Origin of the sequence: Hominimerdicola alba (assembly GCF_900109655.1) — a bacterium.
In the GTDB taxonomy this organism is placed as follows: Bacteria; Bacillota; Clostridia; order Oscillospirales; family Ruminococcaceae; genus Hominimerdicola; species Hominimerdicola alba_B.
The window spans coordinates 32,404-49,967 of sequence record NZ_FOAT01000006.1; the positions used below are offsets into that span (position 1 = coordinate 32,404).

Here is a 17,564-nt window from a genome sequence, read left to right on the forward strand (position 1 = left end):
GAGGAGGAACAACTATGAAAAAGAATAATAACAACATCACCGAACTAGTATTCGTGCTTGACAGAAGCGGTTCTATGGCAGGACTTGAATCTGATACAGTGGGTGGATTCAACTCACTTATCAAAGACCAGAAAAATTCCGAGGGCAAGGCATTTGTGACGACGGTGCTTTTTGATACCGAGTTCATTTACGTGCATGATCGCGCAGATATTTCGGAAGTAAAGCCCCTAACCGAAAAGGACTATGTACCCCGTGGCTGTACCGCTCTTCTGGACGCTGTGGGCATGACTATACAGCACATCGCAGGGATACATAAGTACGCCCGTCCCGAGGACGTGCCCTCGAAAACCATATTCGTGATAACCACTGACGGCATGGAAAATGCAAGCCGTGAATTCAGGTATGACACCGTTAAAAAGCTCATCGAAAAGGAGCAGAAAAAATATGGCTGGGAGTTCATATTCCTCGGTGCAAATATCGATGCGGCGGCTACTGCGGGTTCGATGGGTATAGCGAATGCTTCAAACTATAAAGCCGATGGCAAGGGCACAAGGTTGATGTACGGCGCAGTCGGCAGGGCAGTCAGATGTATGAGAGAATCAGCACCCCTTGCGGCGGATTGGAATGCAGAAATGGAAGAGGATGCGGCAAGATAAAAAGCAAATTCGCGGAAACAAAGCAGTGTACCAAACAATAGAAATCCCCGAAGCGCATATTTACACTTCGGGGAAATTTATATGTCGTAAAAGCGGGCTCAATCTTCGCCATCGTCCGAGCGCATACTCCCGCGGAGTTTTTTCCAGTCAGGACAGTAGCGCCCAACAAGCTCCCAGAAATCAGTGCTGTGATCCATGTGTACAAGGTGTGCGAGCTCGTGAATGCATACATAATCAATGTGTGCCTTTGAGTAGGCTGCCACTTTGTAGTTTATGGATATGCTGCCGTTTGAACTGCACCTGCCCCAGCTGGCACTGAGATCCTTTACGGTTATCTTTTTCGGGAAAAGCCCCATCTGCGCAGTGAGCCGCTGCATACTCTCGGTTATCTCGCGGTTTGCCAGCTCAACGATGAAAGTCTGTACCTGCCTGACCATGTATTCGCGGTCAACGCTCCCGCAGACGGCTATCAGCAGATTACCGTCCTCGATACGAGGCTTGAAATATCTATCAGACTTTACTGCGGTTATCACCGTTTTCTGCCCCAGCAGACGTATCTCTTCGCCGTCCTCAAAAGTACGCGGAAGACCCGAGTGCTTTGCGCTTTTTTCGAGATTCAGGTCTATCCATTCGATGTGCTGTTCGATGAAACTTCGTATCTGCGATACATCAAAACGCTCGGGTACACGGACTGTCAGCCTGCCCTCGTTTATTGCCAGTACTGCATTACGCCGTCTGCCCCTGTCAAGAGTGAAGTCTATCCGCCTGCCGTCGGAAAGAGTGGTATAGGTGAATATCTTCGCCATTACTGTTCCCAGGGCGGGAGGACTGTCTGATAATCGGAGAGATAGTCCTGATAGATGTATCCGGTCAGCTGACCGTCACTGCTTGCAAAAGTTACCTTGACATAGCCGTTGTCCTCGTAACCAAGCACTGTAACAGAAACGCCGGGGGTCATGCAGACGATATTCTCGGCATCGTTAGATGGCTGTGTGTGGAGATATGCGTACTCGGTGATGTACTTTATGCCATGCTCTTCCGAAACGGAGGAAGTATCCTCAGCAGCCGATGAAGCGGTATCAGCTGAACTTTCTCCGGAAACAGCAGGAGCGCCGCTTTCGTTGTTATCAGCGGGGGCTGCGGTTACTGGTTTATCGTTTTTAGTGACCTTGGGTTCGGTGACATTTGTGTTTATAGTAGCGGTGTTCAGTCCATCGGGGGTTTCTGCCGAATTGCTGGCGAAGACGACCTTGCCGATGATGAAGACCATACATACCACAAATATCCCCGCAACAACGACGGAAGCCACTCCTACTGAACGGACCTTCTTTTCGTTATCCATCAAAATTCTCCTTTGCTTGACTGATGTCTTCACTATTATAATCCATTTAGCGAAGAATGTCAACACGACGGCGGATATTTGCCGTAAATAGGGCGTAAATTTGCTATCGTAAAAAAATTGTGAAAACCCCTTGCTTTTTTCTGAAAAGTATGCTATAATGACATAAATAATGTTATCAGTTACGGAGGAGAGTATTATGAGCCCTATCGAGATAGGTGCAGGTGTTGTGCTTGCATTATGCAGCGTTGTTATCGTATTGGTAGTTCTTATCCAGGAATCCAAGGACGATGGTCTGACTTCCGCTATCGGCGGCGGCTACAATGATTCGTTCTATGGCAAGAATACAGGCAATACACGCGATGCCAAGCTTAACAGACTGACCAGAAACGCAGCGATCGTTATGTTCATATTGACCATCGCAGTAAGCGTTATCCACAAATATCTCAGCAAGTAAGCTGTGTATGAAACGGCGGCGGTACGCTGTCGGTGGAAAATCAGTGGAAAAATATCAGCCCTGCCGCAGCGGGGCTTTTTTTCATGTGGAGGAAATTAAAAATATGGTAAAAACGGATAACAGAAAGGCGCTTATGCCGCTGTTTGAGGGCTTTGAAGATTCGGTGCTGATAAGCTGTGCCGAAGGCAGGACAGGCATATGCCATTGCGATGATCCCGATGCGCCCACTGCGGGAGTTATCGAAGCGGGTGATTTTTATTTCACGGCGGGAGACCCTGCTTTTGCGCGGGAAGCTTTTGAGATAGCAAAAGGCAACTCCGAAGCTGTGTTCATGCCTGCGTCCGAGGGCTGGATAAAGGCGCTGACAGGGCTTGGCGAGGGGATAATCACTACCACCAGATACCGCACTTCTCCGCCTGAAAAGTATGATATTGATAAGATCTCAAAGCTTGCAGATGTGTCCGAATTTGCGGACTATAAGCTTGAGATGATAAGCGATAGGTATTATGCTCAGGCGCTTGAAGCAGAATGGTCATGGGCTTTCGTGGGAAACTTTTTGGACTATAAGGATTTCTCGGAGAATGCCTTCGGCTGCTGCATAACCCACGAAGGACGGCTTATCTGCGCGGCTTCATGCTATTCGGTGTACAGCAGGGGAGTTGAAGTCGAGATAGCAACTCACCCCGACTACCGCAGAAAAGGTCTTGCGACTATCGCCGGGGCGGCATTTATCGCGGAGTGTGTGCGCAGGGGGCTGAGACCTCACTGGGACGCGGCTAATACTATGTCGCTGAAGATAGCTTCAAAATTCGGGTATACTTTGAAAGAGGAGTATACTGCACTGTGCTTTGATGAGGGCGAAAAATCGGACTGATGATATTCGACTAGGGCTTATAATGAGCACGGTAAAATGGACTATAACGGAACTCGGACAGATAGATAAAATGCAGAAAAAGGACAACTGAGATCTTGCTGAACGGAGGTGCGGCATGAGCAGGAGTTATAAGAAATTTGCAGCATTTATGATAACCGACACCAAATGCCGTCGGAGATACAGGGGCAAGACACTTGCGAACAGAGCAGTCCGCCGAAATGAGATAAGCGGCGGAAAGAGCGCATATAAGCGTTTGTACGACAGCTGGGATATCTGCGATGTACGCATACCGATGGAGGATCTGACTCGGCTGAGAGTCGCATGGATAAGGGGGGACAGATGGCTGCACAGGACATTCGATACCCTGCATGAAGCTGAGGTCTTCTACAAGAGAAAATATTACAGGAAGTAAAAGGAGAATATATGAAACAGGATTACAGAAAACTGATATATAATAAGCTCAAAGCATCGGGCAAAAAGCCTGTGACTTTCAAGGAACTCGTGAAGAGTTTCAGAAAGGGAAACTTTGATTTTGATAAATTTGCCAAGACTGTTGACAAGATGAAGAAAAAGGGCGAGATAATCGAGGGCAAGATGGGCTTTACGCTGGGTAAGGGCGGCAAGCTGAAACGCTGTAAGGTGGTTCGTCTGCACAAGAGTTTCGGCTTTGTGAAGAACGTTGACACCGGCGAGGAAGTATTTATACCCGGAAAGCATTTGCTGGGTGCTATGCCGGGGGATATCGTAATGGTACAGCTGAGGGAGAGCCGCGGGGACAGTCCCGAGGGAGAAGTTGTATCCATCGAGGAGGAGAATTTCAGCCGATTCAGCGGCGAGATAGTTGACGAATTCGGCAAGCTGAAAATAATGCCCGATGTGATATCCAAGTACGCTCTGGATTTTGTAAATCCTTTCGGTCTGGAGCTGCACGAGGGCGATAAAGCCATAGCTGTGATAACAAGGCGCGGAGAGAAGCACAGCGAACACCGATGTGAGATAGTTTCATGTCTGGGAAGTTCGCTGAAAGCCGCTGTATGCGCTCTTGGCATAGTTGAAGCTGCGGGGTTGACACCTGTTTTCCCTGCGGAAGTAATCGATGAAGCCAGGCGGGTATCCTCGGCGGAGATATCCGAGGAGGAAAAGGACGGCAGGCTTGACCTGCGCGATCTGCCCATATTCACCATCGACGGCGCTGACACCAAGGATATCGATGATGCGATATCGGTGCAGAGGACTGATAACGGCTATATACTGGGCGTTCATATTGCTGACGTATCGCACTACGTAACACCAAGGTCGGCGCTGGATAATGAAGCTTTTCAGCGGGGCACCAGCGTTTACTACGCAAACAGGGTCATCCCCATGCTGCCTGCTGAGCTTTCAAACGGCATATGCTCCTTGAACCCGCAGGAGGACAGACTGGCTTTCACCTGCCTGACGGAGCTTGATAATTCGGGAAGTATAATCAGCTATAAGTTTGCGAAATCGGTGATAAGGTCGAGAGTTAAGGGCGTATATTCGGAGATAAATGATATATTCGACGGCTATGTCAGCCGCGAGCTTTCGGAGAAATACGCCGAGGTGATGGAGCAGCTTCCGCTGATGAAGGAGCTTGCGGAGATACTCTGCAAAAAGCGCATCGCCCGCGGTGCGCCCCAGATAGAGACCAGCGAGAGCGCTCTTATGATAAACGAGGACAACGTCTGTGTTGGCGTGGGCGAGTACACCCGCGGCTTTGCGCAGGAGATGATAGAGGATTTCATGCTGACTGCCAACGAATGTGCGGCCAGATTCGGCAAGGACAACGAACTGCCCTTTGTTTACCGTGTTCACGAGCCGCCTTCTGCGGAGAAGATAGAGGGTCTGAAAGAACTGCTGGCGGGACTGGATATAATGTATGTTATGGGTGATGACCCCAAACCGAAACAGCTGGCGGAGATACTTGAAATGTCCAAAAATACGGACGCTGAAAAAATCATCAACAATGCGGTGCTGAGGAGTATGTCAAAGGCGAAATACGATACCGAGCCTATCGGTCACTACGGTCTGGTACTGGAGGACTATGCTCATTTCACCTCGCCGATACGCCGTTATCCCGACCTTTCGATACACAGGATAATGTCGGCTTTTCTCGGCGGAATGACTGCAGAGGAATGCCGCAGCAGGTTCAATAAGTTCGTGTATGCTTCTGCCGATCGTTCCACCGAAACGGAACTTACAGCTATGCAGACCGAGCGTGCCTGCGATGACTGCTACAAGGCTGAGTATATGACAGGTCATATCGGTGAGGAATACGAGGGTGTAATAGTATCGGTGACGGATTTCGGTATGTTCATCGAGCTGGACAACACCTGCGAAGGTCTGCTGCACCTTGATAATATGCCCGAGGGCTACTACGAGTGCGACGGCATGATGAAGCTGAAAAACTTTTCCACAGGCGTGGAATACCGCGTGGGCGAGAGGTTCAGGGTAAAAGTGCTTGGGGCGAATGTCAACTCGGGCAAGGTGGACTTCGTTCCTGCTGATATGTGAGGAAACAATGACTGATGAGAAAAAACGTAAGCTGAAAAAACTGCTTACAGGCAAAGGTTCACACGGGATTATTATAGGAAAGATCATGCACTGCGACGGTGATGATAAAACGGTGATCGGGCATACAGCCATTAACCATATCATTTTCAGGGCGCTGAGCTGGTTAATATTCGATATCAGCTTATTAAGAATGCTGTTTGTATATCATAAGTTCCCGAAAGAGACAGGCGTGCATTTCAAGTCGGTGCGCGAAATGACTGCGGATATGTCTTTGGCGGAAAGATTGCATGAGATACTTCACGCTTATCAGCCCTACGATGTGACGGGGAAGAGATTTCTGGTATTCTATCCCTTTTTTGTATCAGCGGCGGCGCTTCTGCTGGGCGGGTGGACGATAATTCTTCTGCGCAGGATAGTTACCCGCGGGGGATCTGAGCGAAGTGCGGAAATACTGAGGGTGATATCGGGGCTTCAGATCGCGTTTGATATCTCGGCTTTTATAGTAACGCTGTATTTCTGCGGTATATGGGCTGACCGTGTGATAAGGCAGCTTCCCATGAAGATGATGTTCACGCAGTTATACGTTTGGGGAATATTACTGGTATTTTTTGATCTGATAATATTTGCCATCGATATGAAGATGACATACAGGAAAAAAGAGGAGGAAAAATAAATGAAGCAGCAGAGGAGTTTTCCTGCTTTCAAAGTCAGCAAAAGGTGCGAAAACAGACTGAAAGGCGGACACCCATGGGTGTATGACAACGAGATAGAGGTATCTCCCGATGGGGTGGAGAACGGCAGCATCGCTGATGTACTTTCACCTAAGGGAAGCTATCTAGGTTCGGGACTTGTGAGCCTTAACAGCAAGATCAGGGTGAGGATACTTTCGGATAATGCCAATGAAACCTTCGGCGAGAGCTTTTTTCGCCGCAGGATAAGGTACGCACTTGACCACCGCAAGACCGTCATGGGCGATGATATCTCCGCCTGCCGACTGGTTCATGGTGAATCCGACGGACTGCCGGGGCTGACTGTTGACCGCTATAATGATATACTTTCGGTGCAGGTGCTGAGCTACGGCATGGAGCAGAGAAAGGATATGCTGTACCGTCTGCTGACAGAGGAACTTGCCGCTGACGGTGTGGATCTGCGTGGCATTATGGAGCGAAATGATGTAGCTATCCGTGAACTGGAAGGTCTTGGCACGGGCAAGGGTTGGTACAGGGCTGATTTTCTGCCTACACCTCCCGAATCACCTGTTACCGAGATATGCGAGAACGGTATAATCTATAAGGTGGACGTTGAGAACGGTCAGAAGACAGGATTTTTCCTTGACCAGAAGTACAACCGTCTGGCGGCGGCTAAGCTGGCTAAGGGCAAAAAGGTGCTTGATTGCTTCACCCATACAGGCTCTTTTGCGCTGAATGCGGCTTTCGGCGGCGCGGCGCATGTTACGGCTGTTGATGTTTCACAGTTCGCGGTGGATACCGCAAGGGCTAATGCTGAAAGAAATGGACTGTCCGATAAAATGGACTTTATCTGTGCTGATGTATTTGACCTTCTGCCGAAACTGACAGAGGAAAAGGCGGGATATGACTTCGTTATCCTCGACCCTCCAGCATTCACAAAAAGCCGCAAGACCGTGAATTCTGCGGAAAGAGGCTACAAGGAGATAAACTACCGCGCAATGAAGATGCTGCCTCGCGGCGGATATCTTGCGACCTGCTCGTGCTCTCATTTTATGACCAATGAGTTTTTCGTGAAGATGCTTATGAGCGCCGCTCAGGACGCAGGGGTAAGACTGAAACTGGTTGAAGCCCGTCAGCAGGCACCGGACCATCCTATACTCATGAATGTCCCCGAAACTGATTACCTTAAATTCTATCTGTTCCAGGTAGTATGATGCATATCGCCTGTAAAAATAGATATATACAATTTTTGCTATTGACAAATAAGGCAGAAATGTGATAAAATATTTAATGAATGTACAGTTCATGGAGAGGGGAGTGAATGCTGTGAAGAAATATGCTGTGTATCGGTCGGCAACGGGACTGTACTGCTATGAGTACCATGATACACTGGATTCACTTAAAGGCACACTCTTCGAGACGGTGGTGAAGGAAGAACAGCTTCCTGTAGTGCTTGACGGCTGCGGTGGTTACTATACCTTCAAAGAAGACGATTATAATTTTGTCAAGATAATAGAATCAAATAAAAAACATCCTTTACCTTTGGAGAAGATGTTTTTCAAGAACGATGATAATTTCAAGCTTGGGTGGATGTCTCCTCAGGGGGATACATATTCCTGTGATTACACCAATCATAACAGGTGCGCCATAATGCTTGCAGAAAAGTTCATACCGGGCGCGAAGTTCCCCGAAAGGGCACTGGGCAGAGCTGGCTGGATAAAGGTGATAGATTCATGGGACGGCACGGAGCGTCAGCACGGACAGTTCGTGTATTCGCTTTCCGGCAGGATAACCAAGCAGCAGGCTGACAAGCTGTTCGATGTGGGACTGTATTTCAATGAAGAAGTACAGCGTCTGATAAAAGACTGTGAAAATGATTGGTAAATTCCAAAAATGGTCAAGCGCTCACCGGAGAACGGTGAGTGCTTTTGTTTCACGGTCAGTGACGACTACACTATATATTTATATATATTAATAAACTTGCACGCTGTGAAAAATGCACAAATTACAGTTAATAATTTCTGCATTCAATAAATCTGAACGGTTTTGTACAGTTTAAATAAATTGTTAACTCTAAAACTGGTTGAATGGCGCAAAATTTGGGCTGTTTCACAAGTCCAAACTTAACTAACTAAACTGTTTTGAATAAAACGTAGAAAAACTTTCTTTGTTTATGAAAAAATCTATTGACAATTATGAAAAAAAGTTTTATACTATTATTGTAATTATTAATGAACTGAGCAAAGAGCACAGCTTTTGTTTAATTGATTAGCTTGCCTCCGTTCTTTCGGACGGTATGGCATCAGGAGGATGATATAATGGCGGATACTAGATTTATCAGAACGGTCGAATTCGGCGGCTATGACAGAAACGATGTCATAAAGAGATTTGAATTTCTGAACACTCAGCTTTTTGACCTTAAAAATGAGCTTCGTGAGACTAAAATGCTCATTGAGGAATACAAGAAAGGATCGTCCGAGGAAAAGGCGCACGAAGCAGTGCTTACTCAGGAGAAAGTCAAGCTGACAAGTCTTCAGGTGCAGAATGAGACTGCATCGACCAAGCTTAAAGCTGCTGAGGAGGATAAAGCAAAGCTTGCCGAGGAGCTTGCAGCTCTGAAGGCAACTCATGCAGATACACTGAAAGAACTGGAAGATGCAAAGTCCAAGCTTAACGCATATGAATCTGATAACGAAGCTAATGCACTCAGCCAGGTGTTCATCGCAGCACAGGCTTCCGCAACAGCTGTCGTTGCCAATGCAAATAAAGAAGCTGATGAAAAGAAGGCGCAGACAGAGGAGCTCGTCAAGGAAATGATCGATGATGCTAACCACACTGCTGCTGAAATAGTATATGAGGCTGAAAAGAGAGCAGCCGAGACCGATGCAGAATCCAAGAATGCTGCTGAGAAGATGAAAGTAGCTTCCAATAATCTGAGAGCTGCAATGCTTGAAGATGTTGAAGCACTGGGCAAGCATCTTACCGAACTGAATGATGTATTCTCTTTCATAAAGGATAAGAGTGCAGAAGCTGAAAAGCTTTTGAAAAATACTGAGAATAAACTTACTGAGGGCGGAGTTCCCGAATTCAAGCTGCCCGAGACCTTCGAGGCTGAACTGCCCGATGCGCCCGAGCCAAGAAAGCCTTCCGAGCAGTCAAAGAAGTCCAATGCAAGACTTGATGAGCTGGCTAAGATGGCTGCTGCTATCGGCGGTGACAAGAACAAGGATAATGACGGTGATAAGAAAGGCGAGGAGAAAGCTGACGATAAGTCCGAAGATGTTCCTGCCGAGAAATCCGCCGGTGATAAAAAATCAGGCGGTGTAGATCTGGCAGATCTTATGAAGAAAGCAAATTCGCTGAAAAAATAAGATCCCGTTTTACTGGAATATATTGGTAAGGAGTGTATTAACTTATGAGTGAATTAATTATAGTTAAGCCCGAAAAATGTGTGGGCTGTAATGCTTGTGTCAGGGCATGTCCCGCACCCGAGGCTAACATAACCAAGATGCTTGAAGGCGGCAAGTTCATAACATCGATAAATCCCGACCGCTGCATAGGCTGCGGCGCGTGTGTAGTAAGCTGTAATCACGGTGCGAGAGATTATATAGACGACACTGACGAGTGCATGAACAGGATGAAGCGCGATAAGATGATAATCCTCGTTTCGCCGTCGGTCAAGTCTGTATTCCCCACAAAGTGGAAGGGCATACTCGACTGGTTCCGCAAGCAGGGATGTATCATATACGATGTATCTTTCGGCGCAGATATATGCACATGGGCTCATCTTAGAGCGATAGAGCAGAAGAAGGTCGGAAATATCATAACACAGCCTTGCTCTGCGATAGTAAAGTATGTTGAAACTTATCAGCCTAAGCTGCTGGCTAACCTTTCACCTATACACAGCCCGGTTTCGTGCGCTGCTATATATGTCAGAAAGTATCTGAACAGAAACAATCCAATAGCTATGCTGTCGCCGTGTGTTGCAAAGAAGTATGAATTCGAGGAGACAGGTCTTGTTGATTTTAACGTTACTTTCCGAAAGCTGAATGATTACTTTGAAAAGAACGGTATATCCATACCTGTTTCAAGTGCTGAGGATTATGAGTACAAATTCGATGATCAGCAGGGTCAGGTCGGTGCTATATACCCCCGTCCGGGCGGACTGAGAGATAACCTTTGGCTCCACAATCCCGATATCAATGTAACAACATCAGAAGGTGTCAATAAAGTATATCCCGAACTGGATATGTATGCCGAGATGCCTGACTTCAAGCACCCCGAAGTATTCGATGTACTTTCATGTGAATTCGGTTGCAACGTTGGTCCCGGCACAAATAACAACCAGACCATGTTCGATGTCATGCTTACTATGAAGGAAGTTGAGAAGGAAGCTAAGAGCCGCCGTAAGGGTGGATTCATGGGCAGAGGCGAAGATAAGCTGCTGAAGAAGTTCGATGATGAACTGAAGCTCAATGACTTCCTGAGAAACTACAAGCCTGTTACTCCTACTCCCGTTCCTACCGAGAGGCAGCTGGATCCTATCTACGAGAGCATGGGTCAGCATACCGAGGATGAGAAGCACTACGACTGCCGTGCCTGCGGTTACAGATCCTGCCGTGAGATGGCTATCGCTATCTACAGAGGTCTGAATACACCTGATAACTGCGTTATACACGCTAAATCAGTTATGGTGGCAAGACACAGCGAACTGGCTGAACAGCACGAGAAGCTGGCTGAGATCACCTACGAATGTCTTGAACTTTCGGATAAGCTGAAAGAAGGCGTTGATAACATACTCAAGAATATGGAAACTATCGGCGAATCCACCACCAAGACCAGTGAGAGAGCAGCTGTCGTAAAGGATCTGCTCACAAATGTCGTTGCATTCTGTCACGATAACTCCACTATGGATGCAGGCAGTGTAAGTCAGCTGATAACCATACTTGAAACCACCATCGAAGCTTTCAGTGCGCTTGATGACAACGTTAATGTCACCAACGAGAGCTCGGGTCTTATCGACACTTCTATCGGTGAGATCAACAAGCTTGTTGAAGAGATTAACGATACTCTGCACAAAGCGAATGAGAAGAAGTAGTCAAAGTCGTCCGTGAATACAGACAGAAAGGTAAGATGTCCCATGGCTTCACAAGTAGCGATAGTAGCGATAATAGTCGAAAAAGACGCTTCCGTGGATGGCGTTAATGCTCTTCTTCACGAATACAGCAGATTCGTTATCGGAAGAATGGGTGTGCCTTACAGGGAGAGAGGCATCAACATAATCAGCGTTGCTGTCGATGCTCCCGAGGAGACAATTGAAGATCTTGCAGAACAGGTCAATGCTCTGGAAGGCGTTTCCTCAAATACAGTTTATTCTGTTGGATGATACTGATATCGGGCGGCCGGGACCTGCGAAACTGCGGGACTTGCCGCCCTTTTTTGCCGAAAACGTTCGCGGTAAATACTCCGAAAACGTTCTATTTGTATATCTTCGGTAAATTTCGACTTAAGGATATCATTTTTACTTGACAATTTTATCAAAAAGTGGTATACTTAAATAAATGTATCAGGGTACTTTTTTGATGTAAAAAATACCTTTACGGACCGTCTTTTAACAGAAAATTGGTACATCGATGCCGCGGCAGGCGGCGCCGTTATAAAAAACGTTAGTTTATGCAGATCTTTCGGGTGCAGAATGAACAATATCCGTGCTGCGGGGACTATAAGCGAAAATTGCGGTCATTTACCTGAGATATCAAAGTCGGTCAACTAAATTTATAATGTCAGGAGAGAAGAAAAATGCAATGTGAAAGATGTAATGCCGAACTGCCTCCGAACGCTATAGAGTGTCCTGAATGCGGAGCTCCTGCACCTCAGAATATCGAAGGCTTTGACAATACCATTGAGATACAGCATATCCTTAAAACTATAATGGAAAAGCACGGCAGTATCCTCATCAACGATCCTACTCAGTTCGTGTCTACCCTGAATGATTACCTTAACGGTTATGAAAAGGAACGCAGACTTCTGGTAAATGCCATGAGGGCGGGCGTTCTGAAGAATATGGTAAAAGAAGAAAAGACCAACAGGGAATACGCTCTGCTGAGTGCGAAGAGCTATATGATAAACGAGCTTTTCGTTTCTGAGAATGCAGCTGAGTTCGTACTTGCCTGCTTCACCTATACTCTCGGCTGGCCTTATCAGTCTTCAATGACCAAGAAAGAGGAAGAAAAGAAGGAAGAAGCCCAAAAAGAGGAAAAGGTCGATGAAGGACCTAAGCTTAAGATCGACAGTAAGATCTTCAAGACTTCTGACGCAGGCAGACACAGACTTGCAAGAAATATCGTGATACCTGAGGGATTCACCAAGATAGACAGCTTCTGTTTTGACAGATTCACATTTATGAGATCTATCTCCCTTCCCTCCACGATGATGGCGATAGGCGACTATGCATTCTCCGAGTGCAAGAACCTCAAGGGAATCGAGCTTCCCGAAGGACTGAAGGTCATCGAACAGGGTGCATTCAGCCAGTGCGGAAAGCTTGCAATGATAAAGATACCAAAGGGTATCCTCGAAATACCCGATAATACGTTTGAGTTCTGCTCAAATCTGACCGTCGTTGATGTGCCGAATACCGTAAGCAGTATCGGCGTTGAAGCGTTCTCGGGCTGTGAAAAGCTTGAAAAGCTGTTCCTCCCCGACAGCGTAAAATTCATTGATAAGAATGCTTTCTCTTATTGTCCGTCGCTTACGATCCGCTGCTATGTCAATTCTTATGTACATAAGTATTGCCTGACTTATAATATCGATTATGAGACTGTAGCAGTCGGTGTTGGACTGAAGCAGAAGCCAATATAAGGATGAAATCGGAGGAAATATCAGATGGTTGAATTGAAGATCGGCCAGGAGGTCGAGATGGAATTCGGAGGAAGAGCGAAAGTCCTCAAGGTCATCGGCAGCGGTGGTCAGGGTATCGTTTACCTCGTAGAGTTCAACTCCCAGAAATGGGCGCTTAAATGGTATGATGTTGATAAGATAAAGCGTCCCAAGGAGTTCAGACAGAATATCAAGAACAATATCCAGGACGGTGCTCCCAGCAACAAGTTCCTGTGGCCCAAGTATCTGACCAAGGAGAACGATCAGGGAACCTTCGGCTATATCATGGAGCTGAAGCCCGAGAGCTTCGATTCCTTCGTGGATATACTCAACACCTACAAGCTGGTCATCGACCCGCTGACAGGCAGAGCTACCAAGCAGCCCGTAAGATTCACGAGCCTTTATGCTATGGTGACCGCTGTTATTAATATCGCTAACGCTTTCAGACAGCTCCACCGTGTGGGCAAGAGCTATCAGGACCTTAACGACGGCGGTTTCTTTATCAACGTTAATACAGGTGCCGTTCTCGTCTGCGACTGCGATAACATCGCACCGGACGGAAGCAACTTCGGTATCGGCGGTAAGCCCGGATATATGGCTCCCGAGGTCGTAAGGGGTATCGCTAAGCCTGATGTTCAGACGGATAAGTATTCGCTGGCAGTCGTGCTCTTCAAGCTGCTGTTCAGGGGTGACCCCATGGAGGGCGAGAAGGTGGTCAAGGACGTTTGCCTGACCGAGTCTTCCGAACTCAGACATTACGGACAGGACGCTGTGTTCGTATATGACCCCGATAATGCTACTAACAGACCTGTAAGAGGTATACATGATAATGTTATAAAGTTCTGGAGGATATATCCCAAGTACATAAGAGAAGCTTTCATACTCTCTTTCACACAGGGTATCACCGACCCGAACAAGCGTATAATCGAGAATGAATGGCAGAAGCTGTTCATCCGCCTGAGAAGTGAGATCATCATGTGCGTATGCGGCAGAACAAACTTCACTTCGATGTTTGCAAAGGTCGATGAAAAGACCTTCCGCTGCCCTAAGTGCGGTGCTGAATTCACAACTCTGGGCTTTGATAACAGGGATAACAGGATGCCGCTCTATGTGGGATGCAGATTCTACAAATGCGAGATCGACCCTGATTGTGATGATTTCCTGACTGTTGCGGGCGAACTTGTGGAGAACAAGCTGAAGCCCGGCGTGCTCGGTATCAAGAACTGTACCGAGGATACATGGCAGGCAAAACTCCCCGACGGAAAATATTATCCTATACAGCCGGGTAAGGGCTTCCCGATATGGAAAGATCTTGAAGTCGACTTCGGCAAGGTCAAGGCTAGTATGTAAATTTTAAGGAAAGGGCGTAATAGATCTATGAATAATATGAATTCTGATGTTAAGGAAAACACCACGGTCGACGATCTGCTGGATTTCGACGACGATGATCCCCTTGGTGCGACTGCGGTATCCAAAAAGAGCCTCGTAATATTCTTCCTGATCGATACTTCAGGAAGCATGAAGGGCAAGAAGATGGGTCAGCTCAATACCGTTATGGAAGAGCTCATACCCGAGATAAGAAAAGTTGGTGAGGCTGATACCGATGTTAAGGTAGCTGTACTGACTTTCGATACAGATGTAAGGTGGATGTACTCCGCTCCTATCTCCATCGAGGAGTTTGAGTGGGCAAGACTGGGCGCACAGGGCGTTACCAGCATGGGCGCTGCATTTACAGAGCTGGCTGCAAGAATGTCCAGAAACAGCTTCCTGAACTCGCCTTCACTGTCATTCGCACCTGTAATGTTCCTGATGACCGACGGTTATCCTTCTGATGACTATAAGTCAGGTCTGAAGGCACTTCAGACAAACAGCTGGTATAAGTTCGGTCTGAAGGCTGCACTGGGTATCGGTGACGAAGCAAACGATGAGATGCTCGCTGAGTTCACAGGTTCCAAGGATACAGTTGTTCACGCTTACACAGGCGGACAGCTTGCTTCGATGATCAAGATCATCGCAGTAACAGCTTCCCAGATAGGAAGTAAGTCTATGACACTCTCCGACGAGACCAACGAGGAGCTCAACGAAGAGGATGTATACGCTGCTAAGCAGAGAATGCTCGGTCAGCAGATCCAGGAGCTGGTTGGAGATCAGACAGATGGCGGCGACGTTCCTTACGATACGGGTTGGTAAATCACGGTTATCGGAAGGAGTGTAGTTTAGAAATGTCTTTTAATGGCTTTAGCCAATCAGTTATGGGTGCCAGCCATGTGGCAAAGGGTATAGTTTGCCAGGACAGCTCGGCACACAAGATAACTGACCGTTACGCTATAGCTGTGGTGGCAGACGGTCACGGAAGTAAGAAACACTTTCGCAGCAATATAGGCTCGCAGTGTGCCGTTGAGGCAACTATCGAGACTATAGACAGGTTCTATGAGGACGCAGAAGCGTTTGAAGCGAACCTGCCGAAAAATCACAAGATGATAATAAGAAATATCGAGAGACAGATCATTGCAGCGTGGAATACCAAGGTATTGAAACATCTTGAAGAACACCCCGTTACAGCTGTTGAGAAAAAGCCTTTTACTCCTGAGGAGTTTGAGAATATAAACCCCGAGCAGTACTATGGTACTACGCTTATAGCTGCAGTTGCAGGAAATGGATTTACCTTCGGTGTCCAGATCGGTGACGGAAGCTTCGTGGCTATATTTGAAGACGGAGAGGCAATAATGCCCATGGAGTATGAGGAAGCAAATCCCGCGAACATCACATCGTCGATGTGCAACGCCAACGCAGCTTCAATGTTTGAAAGCTTCTACATCGATGATAAGCGCCTTATAGCGCTGTTCTCATCTACCGACGGACTTTATACCTCCTTCGGCAGTGAGTACGATTTCAGGGATTATCATGTAATACTCGCATCACAGGTGAATTCACCTGCGATAGAGGCATCGGTCGTTAAAAACATAACCAAGAGATCACATTTCGGAACTGAGGACGATATATCTCTCGCTTGTGTTTATGACGTTGAATTTGCAGCAGAAAAAGAGGGTCTGCTCAAAGAGATGATCGACCGAAACAAGAGGCTCGCAGCTGAAAGAAAAGCTAAGCTTCACACCGCAAACTTCTAGGGTGGAAGTTTGCAGGGATCAAATCTATTTTGTGGATAGGGGAATTATTTAAGATGGAAAAGAAAAAAGAAAACCGAACATGGATCATTATCATTGCAGGTATATTAGTTTACGTGATATGTGCAATGGTACAGTCAAGGCTGGCTAAAGGCGCAGCACAGAAATCAGGTAACAATCCTATGGCAGGCGTTATCTCTCAGATACAGGTCGTTGTGACCGTTGTGCTGGTACTGTTTGCAAAGAAGAAAGGTTATATCACCGCTATGATACTCAATGGTATCAATACTTTGTTTACACTGATAGTGCAGATGATACTTATACACAGCACAAATGCAATGCCCGGTCTGATCGTAACACTGATCTCTATGGGTATCGCGACTGTTATCTATTTCTACACTAGCAAGACAGAGAGAATGAACGAAGAACTCGAGAAGAGCTACCATGAAGCTATCGAGAAGAACCGTATCATCGAACAGCAGGGCGAAGCCATGAAGTTTCTTGCTTATAACGATAAGCTGACAGGTATGCCTAACAGAGAGAGCTTCATGAATAATCTTGAAAAGCAGATCAAAGAGAGCGGCGACTGCGTAATGATCTATATCGATCTCGATGATTTCAGACGTATAAACGATAACTTCGGTCACGTAATAGGCGATGAACTGCTGAAGCAGTATTCCGATAAGATCCAGAATTACTGCGGCGATAAGGCATACGCAGCAAAGATCGGCGGTGACGAGTTCGGTATCGTTCTCGGCAGCGGTATGACTAATGAAGCGATCTTCAAGTATGCAGCAGGTATAAGCGGAATATTCAGCGAGCCTATCAATATTGGCGGCAACATCTATACAGTGGCTGCAAGCTACGGTGCAGCAAGCTTCCCGGAGAACGCAATGACCGCAGATGACCTGTTCAGAAATGCGGAGACTGCAATGTTCAATGCAAAGGAAAGCGGTAAGAACCAGCTTTGCTTCTTCACACAGCAGGGCTGATCTATAAGCAATTTCACAGGAAAG

General features: G+C 46.9%; 18 protein-coding genes. 16 read left to right on the forward strand and 2 right to left on the reverse strand.

Annotated features, from left to right (window positions below):
- Window positions 1-14 precede the first annotated feature (14 nt).
- Entirely contained in the window at window positions 15-656 is a 642-nt protein-coding gene (locus tag BMY75_RS08230) for a vWA domain-containing protein (protein WP_074832426.1), read from the forward strand.
- A 98-nt stretch (window positions 657-754) separates the two neighbouring features.
- On the opposite strand, the gene BMY75_RS08235 is transcribed toward BMY75_RS08230, so the two are convergent.
- Together BMY75_RS08235 and BMY75_RS08240 are read right to left on the reverse strand one after the other, a co-directional pair.
- The gene (locus BMY75_RS08235; RefSeq protein WP_074832431.1) at window positions 755-1,462 is read right to left on the reverse strand and encodes a M48 family metallopeptidase; all 708 of its coding nucleotides are present in this window, start codon (window positions 1,460-1,462) and stop codon (window positions 755-757) included.
- On the reverse strand, window positions 1,462-1,998 hold the full coding sequence (locus BMY75_RS08240; protein WP_074832433.1) for an SH3 domain-containing protein: 537 nt from the start codon (window positions 1,996-1,998) through the stop codon (window positions 1,462-1,464). The genes BMY75_RS08235 and BMY75_RS08240 overlap by 1 nt, the downstream gene beginning before the upstream one ends.
- Window positions 1,999-2,194: 196 nt before the next feature.
- Here BMY75_RS08240 and secG point away from each other — a divergent pair, with 196 nt between their 5' ends.
- From secG to BMY75_RS08315, 15 genes are all read left to right on the forward strand, one after another.
- A complete protein-coding gene (gene secG, locus BMY75_RS08245; RefSeq protein ID WP_074832437.1) occupies window positions 2,195-2,452 on the forward strand; it encodes a preprotein translocase subunit SecG in 258 nt (85 codons plus the stop codon).
- Window positions 2,453-2,555: 103 nt separating this feature from the next.
- Window positions 2,556-3,326, forward strand: coding sequence for a GNAT family N-acetyltransferase (locus BMY75_RS08250; protein ID WP_074832949.1), 771 nt, complete (start codon window positions 2,556-2,558; stop codon window positions 3,324-3,326).
- A gap of 115 nt (window positions 3,327-3,441) precedes the next feature.
- The gene (locus BMY75_RS08255) at window positions 3,442-3,738 is read left to right on the forward strand and encodes a hypothetical protein (RefSeq protein ID WP_074832440.1); all 297 of its coding nucleotides are present in this window, start codon (window positions 3,442-3,444) and stop codon (window positions 3,736-3,738) included.
- 11 nt (window positions 3,739-3,749) lie between these two features.
- Entirely contained in the window at window positions 3,750-5,858 is a 2,109-nt protein-coding gene (gene rnr, locus BMY75_RS08260; protein ID WP_074832441.1) for a ribonuclease R, read from the forward strand.
- Entirely contained in the window at window positions 5,815-6,531 is a 717-nt protein-coding gene (locus tag BMY75_RS08265; RefSeq protein WP_139199755.1) for a hypothetical protein, read from the forward strand. The genes rnr and BMY75_RS08265 overlap by 44 nt, the downstream gene beginning before the upstream one ends.
- Window positions 6,532-7,761, forward strand: coding sequence for a class I SAM-dependent rRNA methyltransferase (locus tag BMY75_RS08270; protein WP_074832448.1), 1,230 nt, complete (start codon window positions 6,532-6,534; stop codon window positions 7,759-7,761).
- A gap of 76 nt (window positions 7,762-7,837) precedes the next feature.
- Window positions 7,838-8,431 carry a hypothetical protein gene (locus BMY75_RS08275; protein ID WP_242940207.1) on the forward strand — a complete coding sequence of 198 codons (594 nt, stop codon included), beginning with the start codon at window positions 7,838-7,840 and terminating at the stop codon, window positions 8,429-8,431.
- A 434-nt stretch (window positions 8,432-8,865) separates the two neighbouring features.
- Window positions 8,866-9,918 carry a DivIVA domain-containing protein gene (locus BMY75_RS08280; protein WP_074832451.1) on the forward strand — a complete coding sequence of 351 codons (1,053 nt, stop codon included), beginning with the start codon at window positions 8,866-8,868 and terminating at the stop codon, window positions 9,916-9,918.
- Between the two features lie 44 nt (window positions 9,919-9,962).
- A complete protein-coding gene (locus BMY75_RS08285) occupies window positions 9,963-11,645 on the forward strand; it encodes a [Fe-Fe] hydrogenase large subunit C-terminal domain-containing protein (RefSeq protein ID WP_074832454.1) in 1,683 nt (560 codons plus the stop codon).
- Window positions 11,646-11,657: 12 nt separating this feature from the next.
- Entirely contained in the window at window positions 11,658-11,933 is a 276-nt protein-coding gene (locus BMY75_RS08290; protein WP_347499931.1) for a TM1266 family iron-only hydrogenase system putative regulator, read from the forward strand.
- A gap of 413 nt (window positions 11,934-12,346) precedes the next feature.
- Window positions 12,347-13,405, forward strand: coding sequence for a leucine-rich repeat domain-containing protein (locus BMY75_RS08295; protein ID WP_074832461.1), 1,059 nt, complete (start codon window positions 12,347-12,349; stop codon window positions 13,403-13,405).
- A 24-nt stretch (window positions 13,406-13,429) separates the two neighbouring features.
- Window positions 13,430-14,773, forward strand: a complete 1,344-nt coding sequence (locus BMY75_RS08300; protein WP_074832464.1) for a serine/threonine protein kinase — start codon at window positions 13,430-13,432, stop codon at window positions 14,771-14,773.
- A gap of 27 nt (window positions 14,774-14,800) precedes the next feature.
- On the forward strand, window positions 14,801-15,613 hold the full coding sequence (locus BMY75_RS08305) for a vWA domain-containing protein (RefSeq protein ID WP_074832466.1): 813 nt from the start codon (window positions 14,801-14,803) through the stop codon (window positions 15,611-15,613).
- A gap of 32 nt (window positions 15,614-15,645) precedes the next feature.
- A complete protein-coding gene (locus BMY75_RS08310) occupies window positions 15,646-16,551 on the forward strand; it encodes a PP2C family serine/threonine-protein phosphatase (protein ID WP_074832469.1) in 906 nt (301 codons plus the stop codon).
- Window positions 16,552-16,604: 53 nt separating this feature from the next.
- Entirely contained in the window at window positions 16,605-17,540 is a 936-nt protein-coding gene (locus BMY75_RS08315) for a GGDEF domain-containing protein (protein ID WP_074832472.1), read from the forward strand.
- Window positions 17,541-17,564: the final 24 nt, after the last annotated feature.

What these genes read in the sequence shown, in the direction of transcription:
- BMY75_RS08230 (WP_074832426.1), top strand. Translation starts at nt 15, where the DNA reads ATGAAAAAGAATAATAACAACATCACCGAACTAGTATTCGTGCTTGAC.
- BMY75_RS08235 (WP_074832431.1), bottom strand. Translation starts at nt 1,462, where the DNA reads ATGGCGAAGATATTCACCTATACCACTCTTTCCGACGGCAGGCGGATA.
- BMY75_RS08240 (WP_074832433.1), bottom strand. Translation starts at nt 1,998, where the DNA reads ATGGATAACGAAAAGAAGGTCCGTTCAGTAGGAGTGGCTTCCGTCGTT.
- secG (WP_074832437.1), top strand. Translation starts at nt 2,195, where the DNA reads ATGAGCCCTATCGAGATAGGTGCAGGTGTTGTGCTTGCATTATGCAGC.
- BMY75_RS08250 (WP_074832949.1), top strand. Translation starts at nt 2,556, where the DNA reads ATGGTAAAAACGGATAACAGAAAGGCGCTTATGCCGCTGTTTGAGGGC.
- BMY75_RS08255 (WP_074832440.1), top strand. Translation starts at nt 3,442, where the DNA reads ATGAGCAGGAGTTATAAGAAATTTGCAGCATTTATGATAACCGACACC.
- rnr (WP_074832441.1), top strand. Translation starts at nt 3,750, where the DNA reads ATGAAACAGGATTACAGAAAACTGATATATAATAAGCTCAAAGCATCG.
- BMY75_RS08265 (WP_139199755.1), top strand. Translation starts at nt 5,815, where the DNA reads ATGTCAACTCGGGCAAGGTGGACTTCGTTCCTGCTGATATGTGAGGAA.
- BMY75_RS08270 (WP_074832448.1), top strand. Translation starts at nt 6,532, where the DNA reads ATGAAGCAGCAGAGGAGTTTTCCTGCTTTCAAAGTCAGCAAAAGGTGC.
- BMY75_RS08275 (WP_242940207.1), top strand. Translation starts at nt 7,838, where the DNA reads ATGAATGTACAGTTCATGGAGAGGGGAGTGAATGCTGTGAAGAAATAT.
- BMY75_RS08280 (WP_074832451.1), top strand. Translation starts at nt 8,866, where the DNA reads ATGGCGGATACTAGATTTATCAGAACGGTCGAATTCGGCGGCTATGAC.
- BMY75_RS08285 (WP_074832454.1), top strand. Translation starts at nt 9,963, where the DNA reads ATGAGTGAATTAATTATAGTTAAGCCCGAAAAATGTGTGGGCTGTAAT.
- BMY75_RS08295 (WP_074832461.1), top strand. Translation starts at nt 12,347, where the DNA reads ATGCAATGTGAAAGATGTAATGCCGAACTGCCTCCGAACGCTATAGAG.
- BMY75_RS08300 (WP_074832464.1), top strand. Translation starts at nt 13,430, where the DNA reads ATGGTTGAATTGAAGATCGGCCAGGAGGTCGAGATGGAATTCGGAGGA.
- BMY75_RS08305 (WP_074832466.1), top strand. Translation starts at nt 14,801, where the DNA reads ATGAATAATATGAATTCTGATGTTAAGGAAAACACCACGGTCGACGAT.
- BMY75_RS08310 (WP_074832469.1), top strand. Translation starts at nt 15,646, where the DNA reads ATGTCTTTTAATGGCTTTAGCCAATCAGTTATGGGTGCCAGCCATGTG.
- BMY75_RS08315 (WP_074832472.1), top strand. Translation starts at nt 16,605, where the DNA reads ATGGAAAAGAAAAAAGAAAACCGAACATGGATCATTATCATTGCAGGT.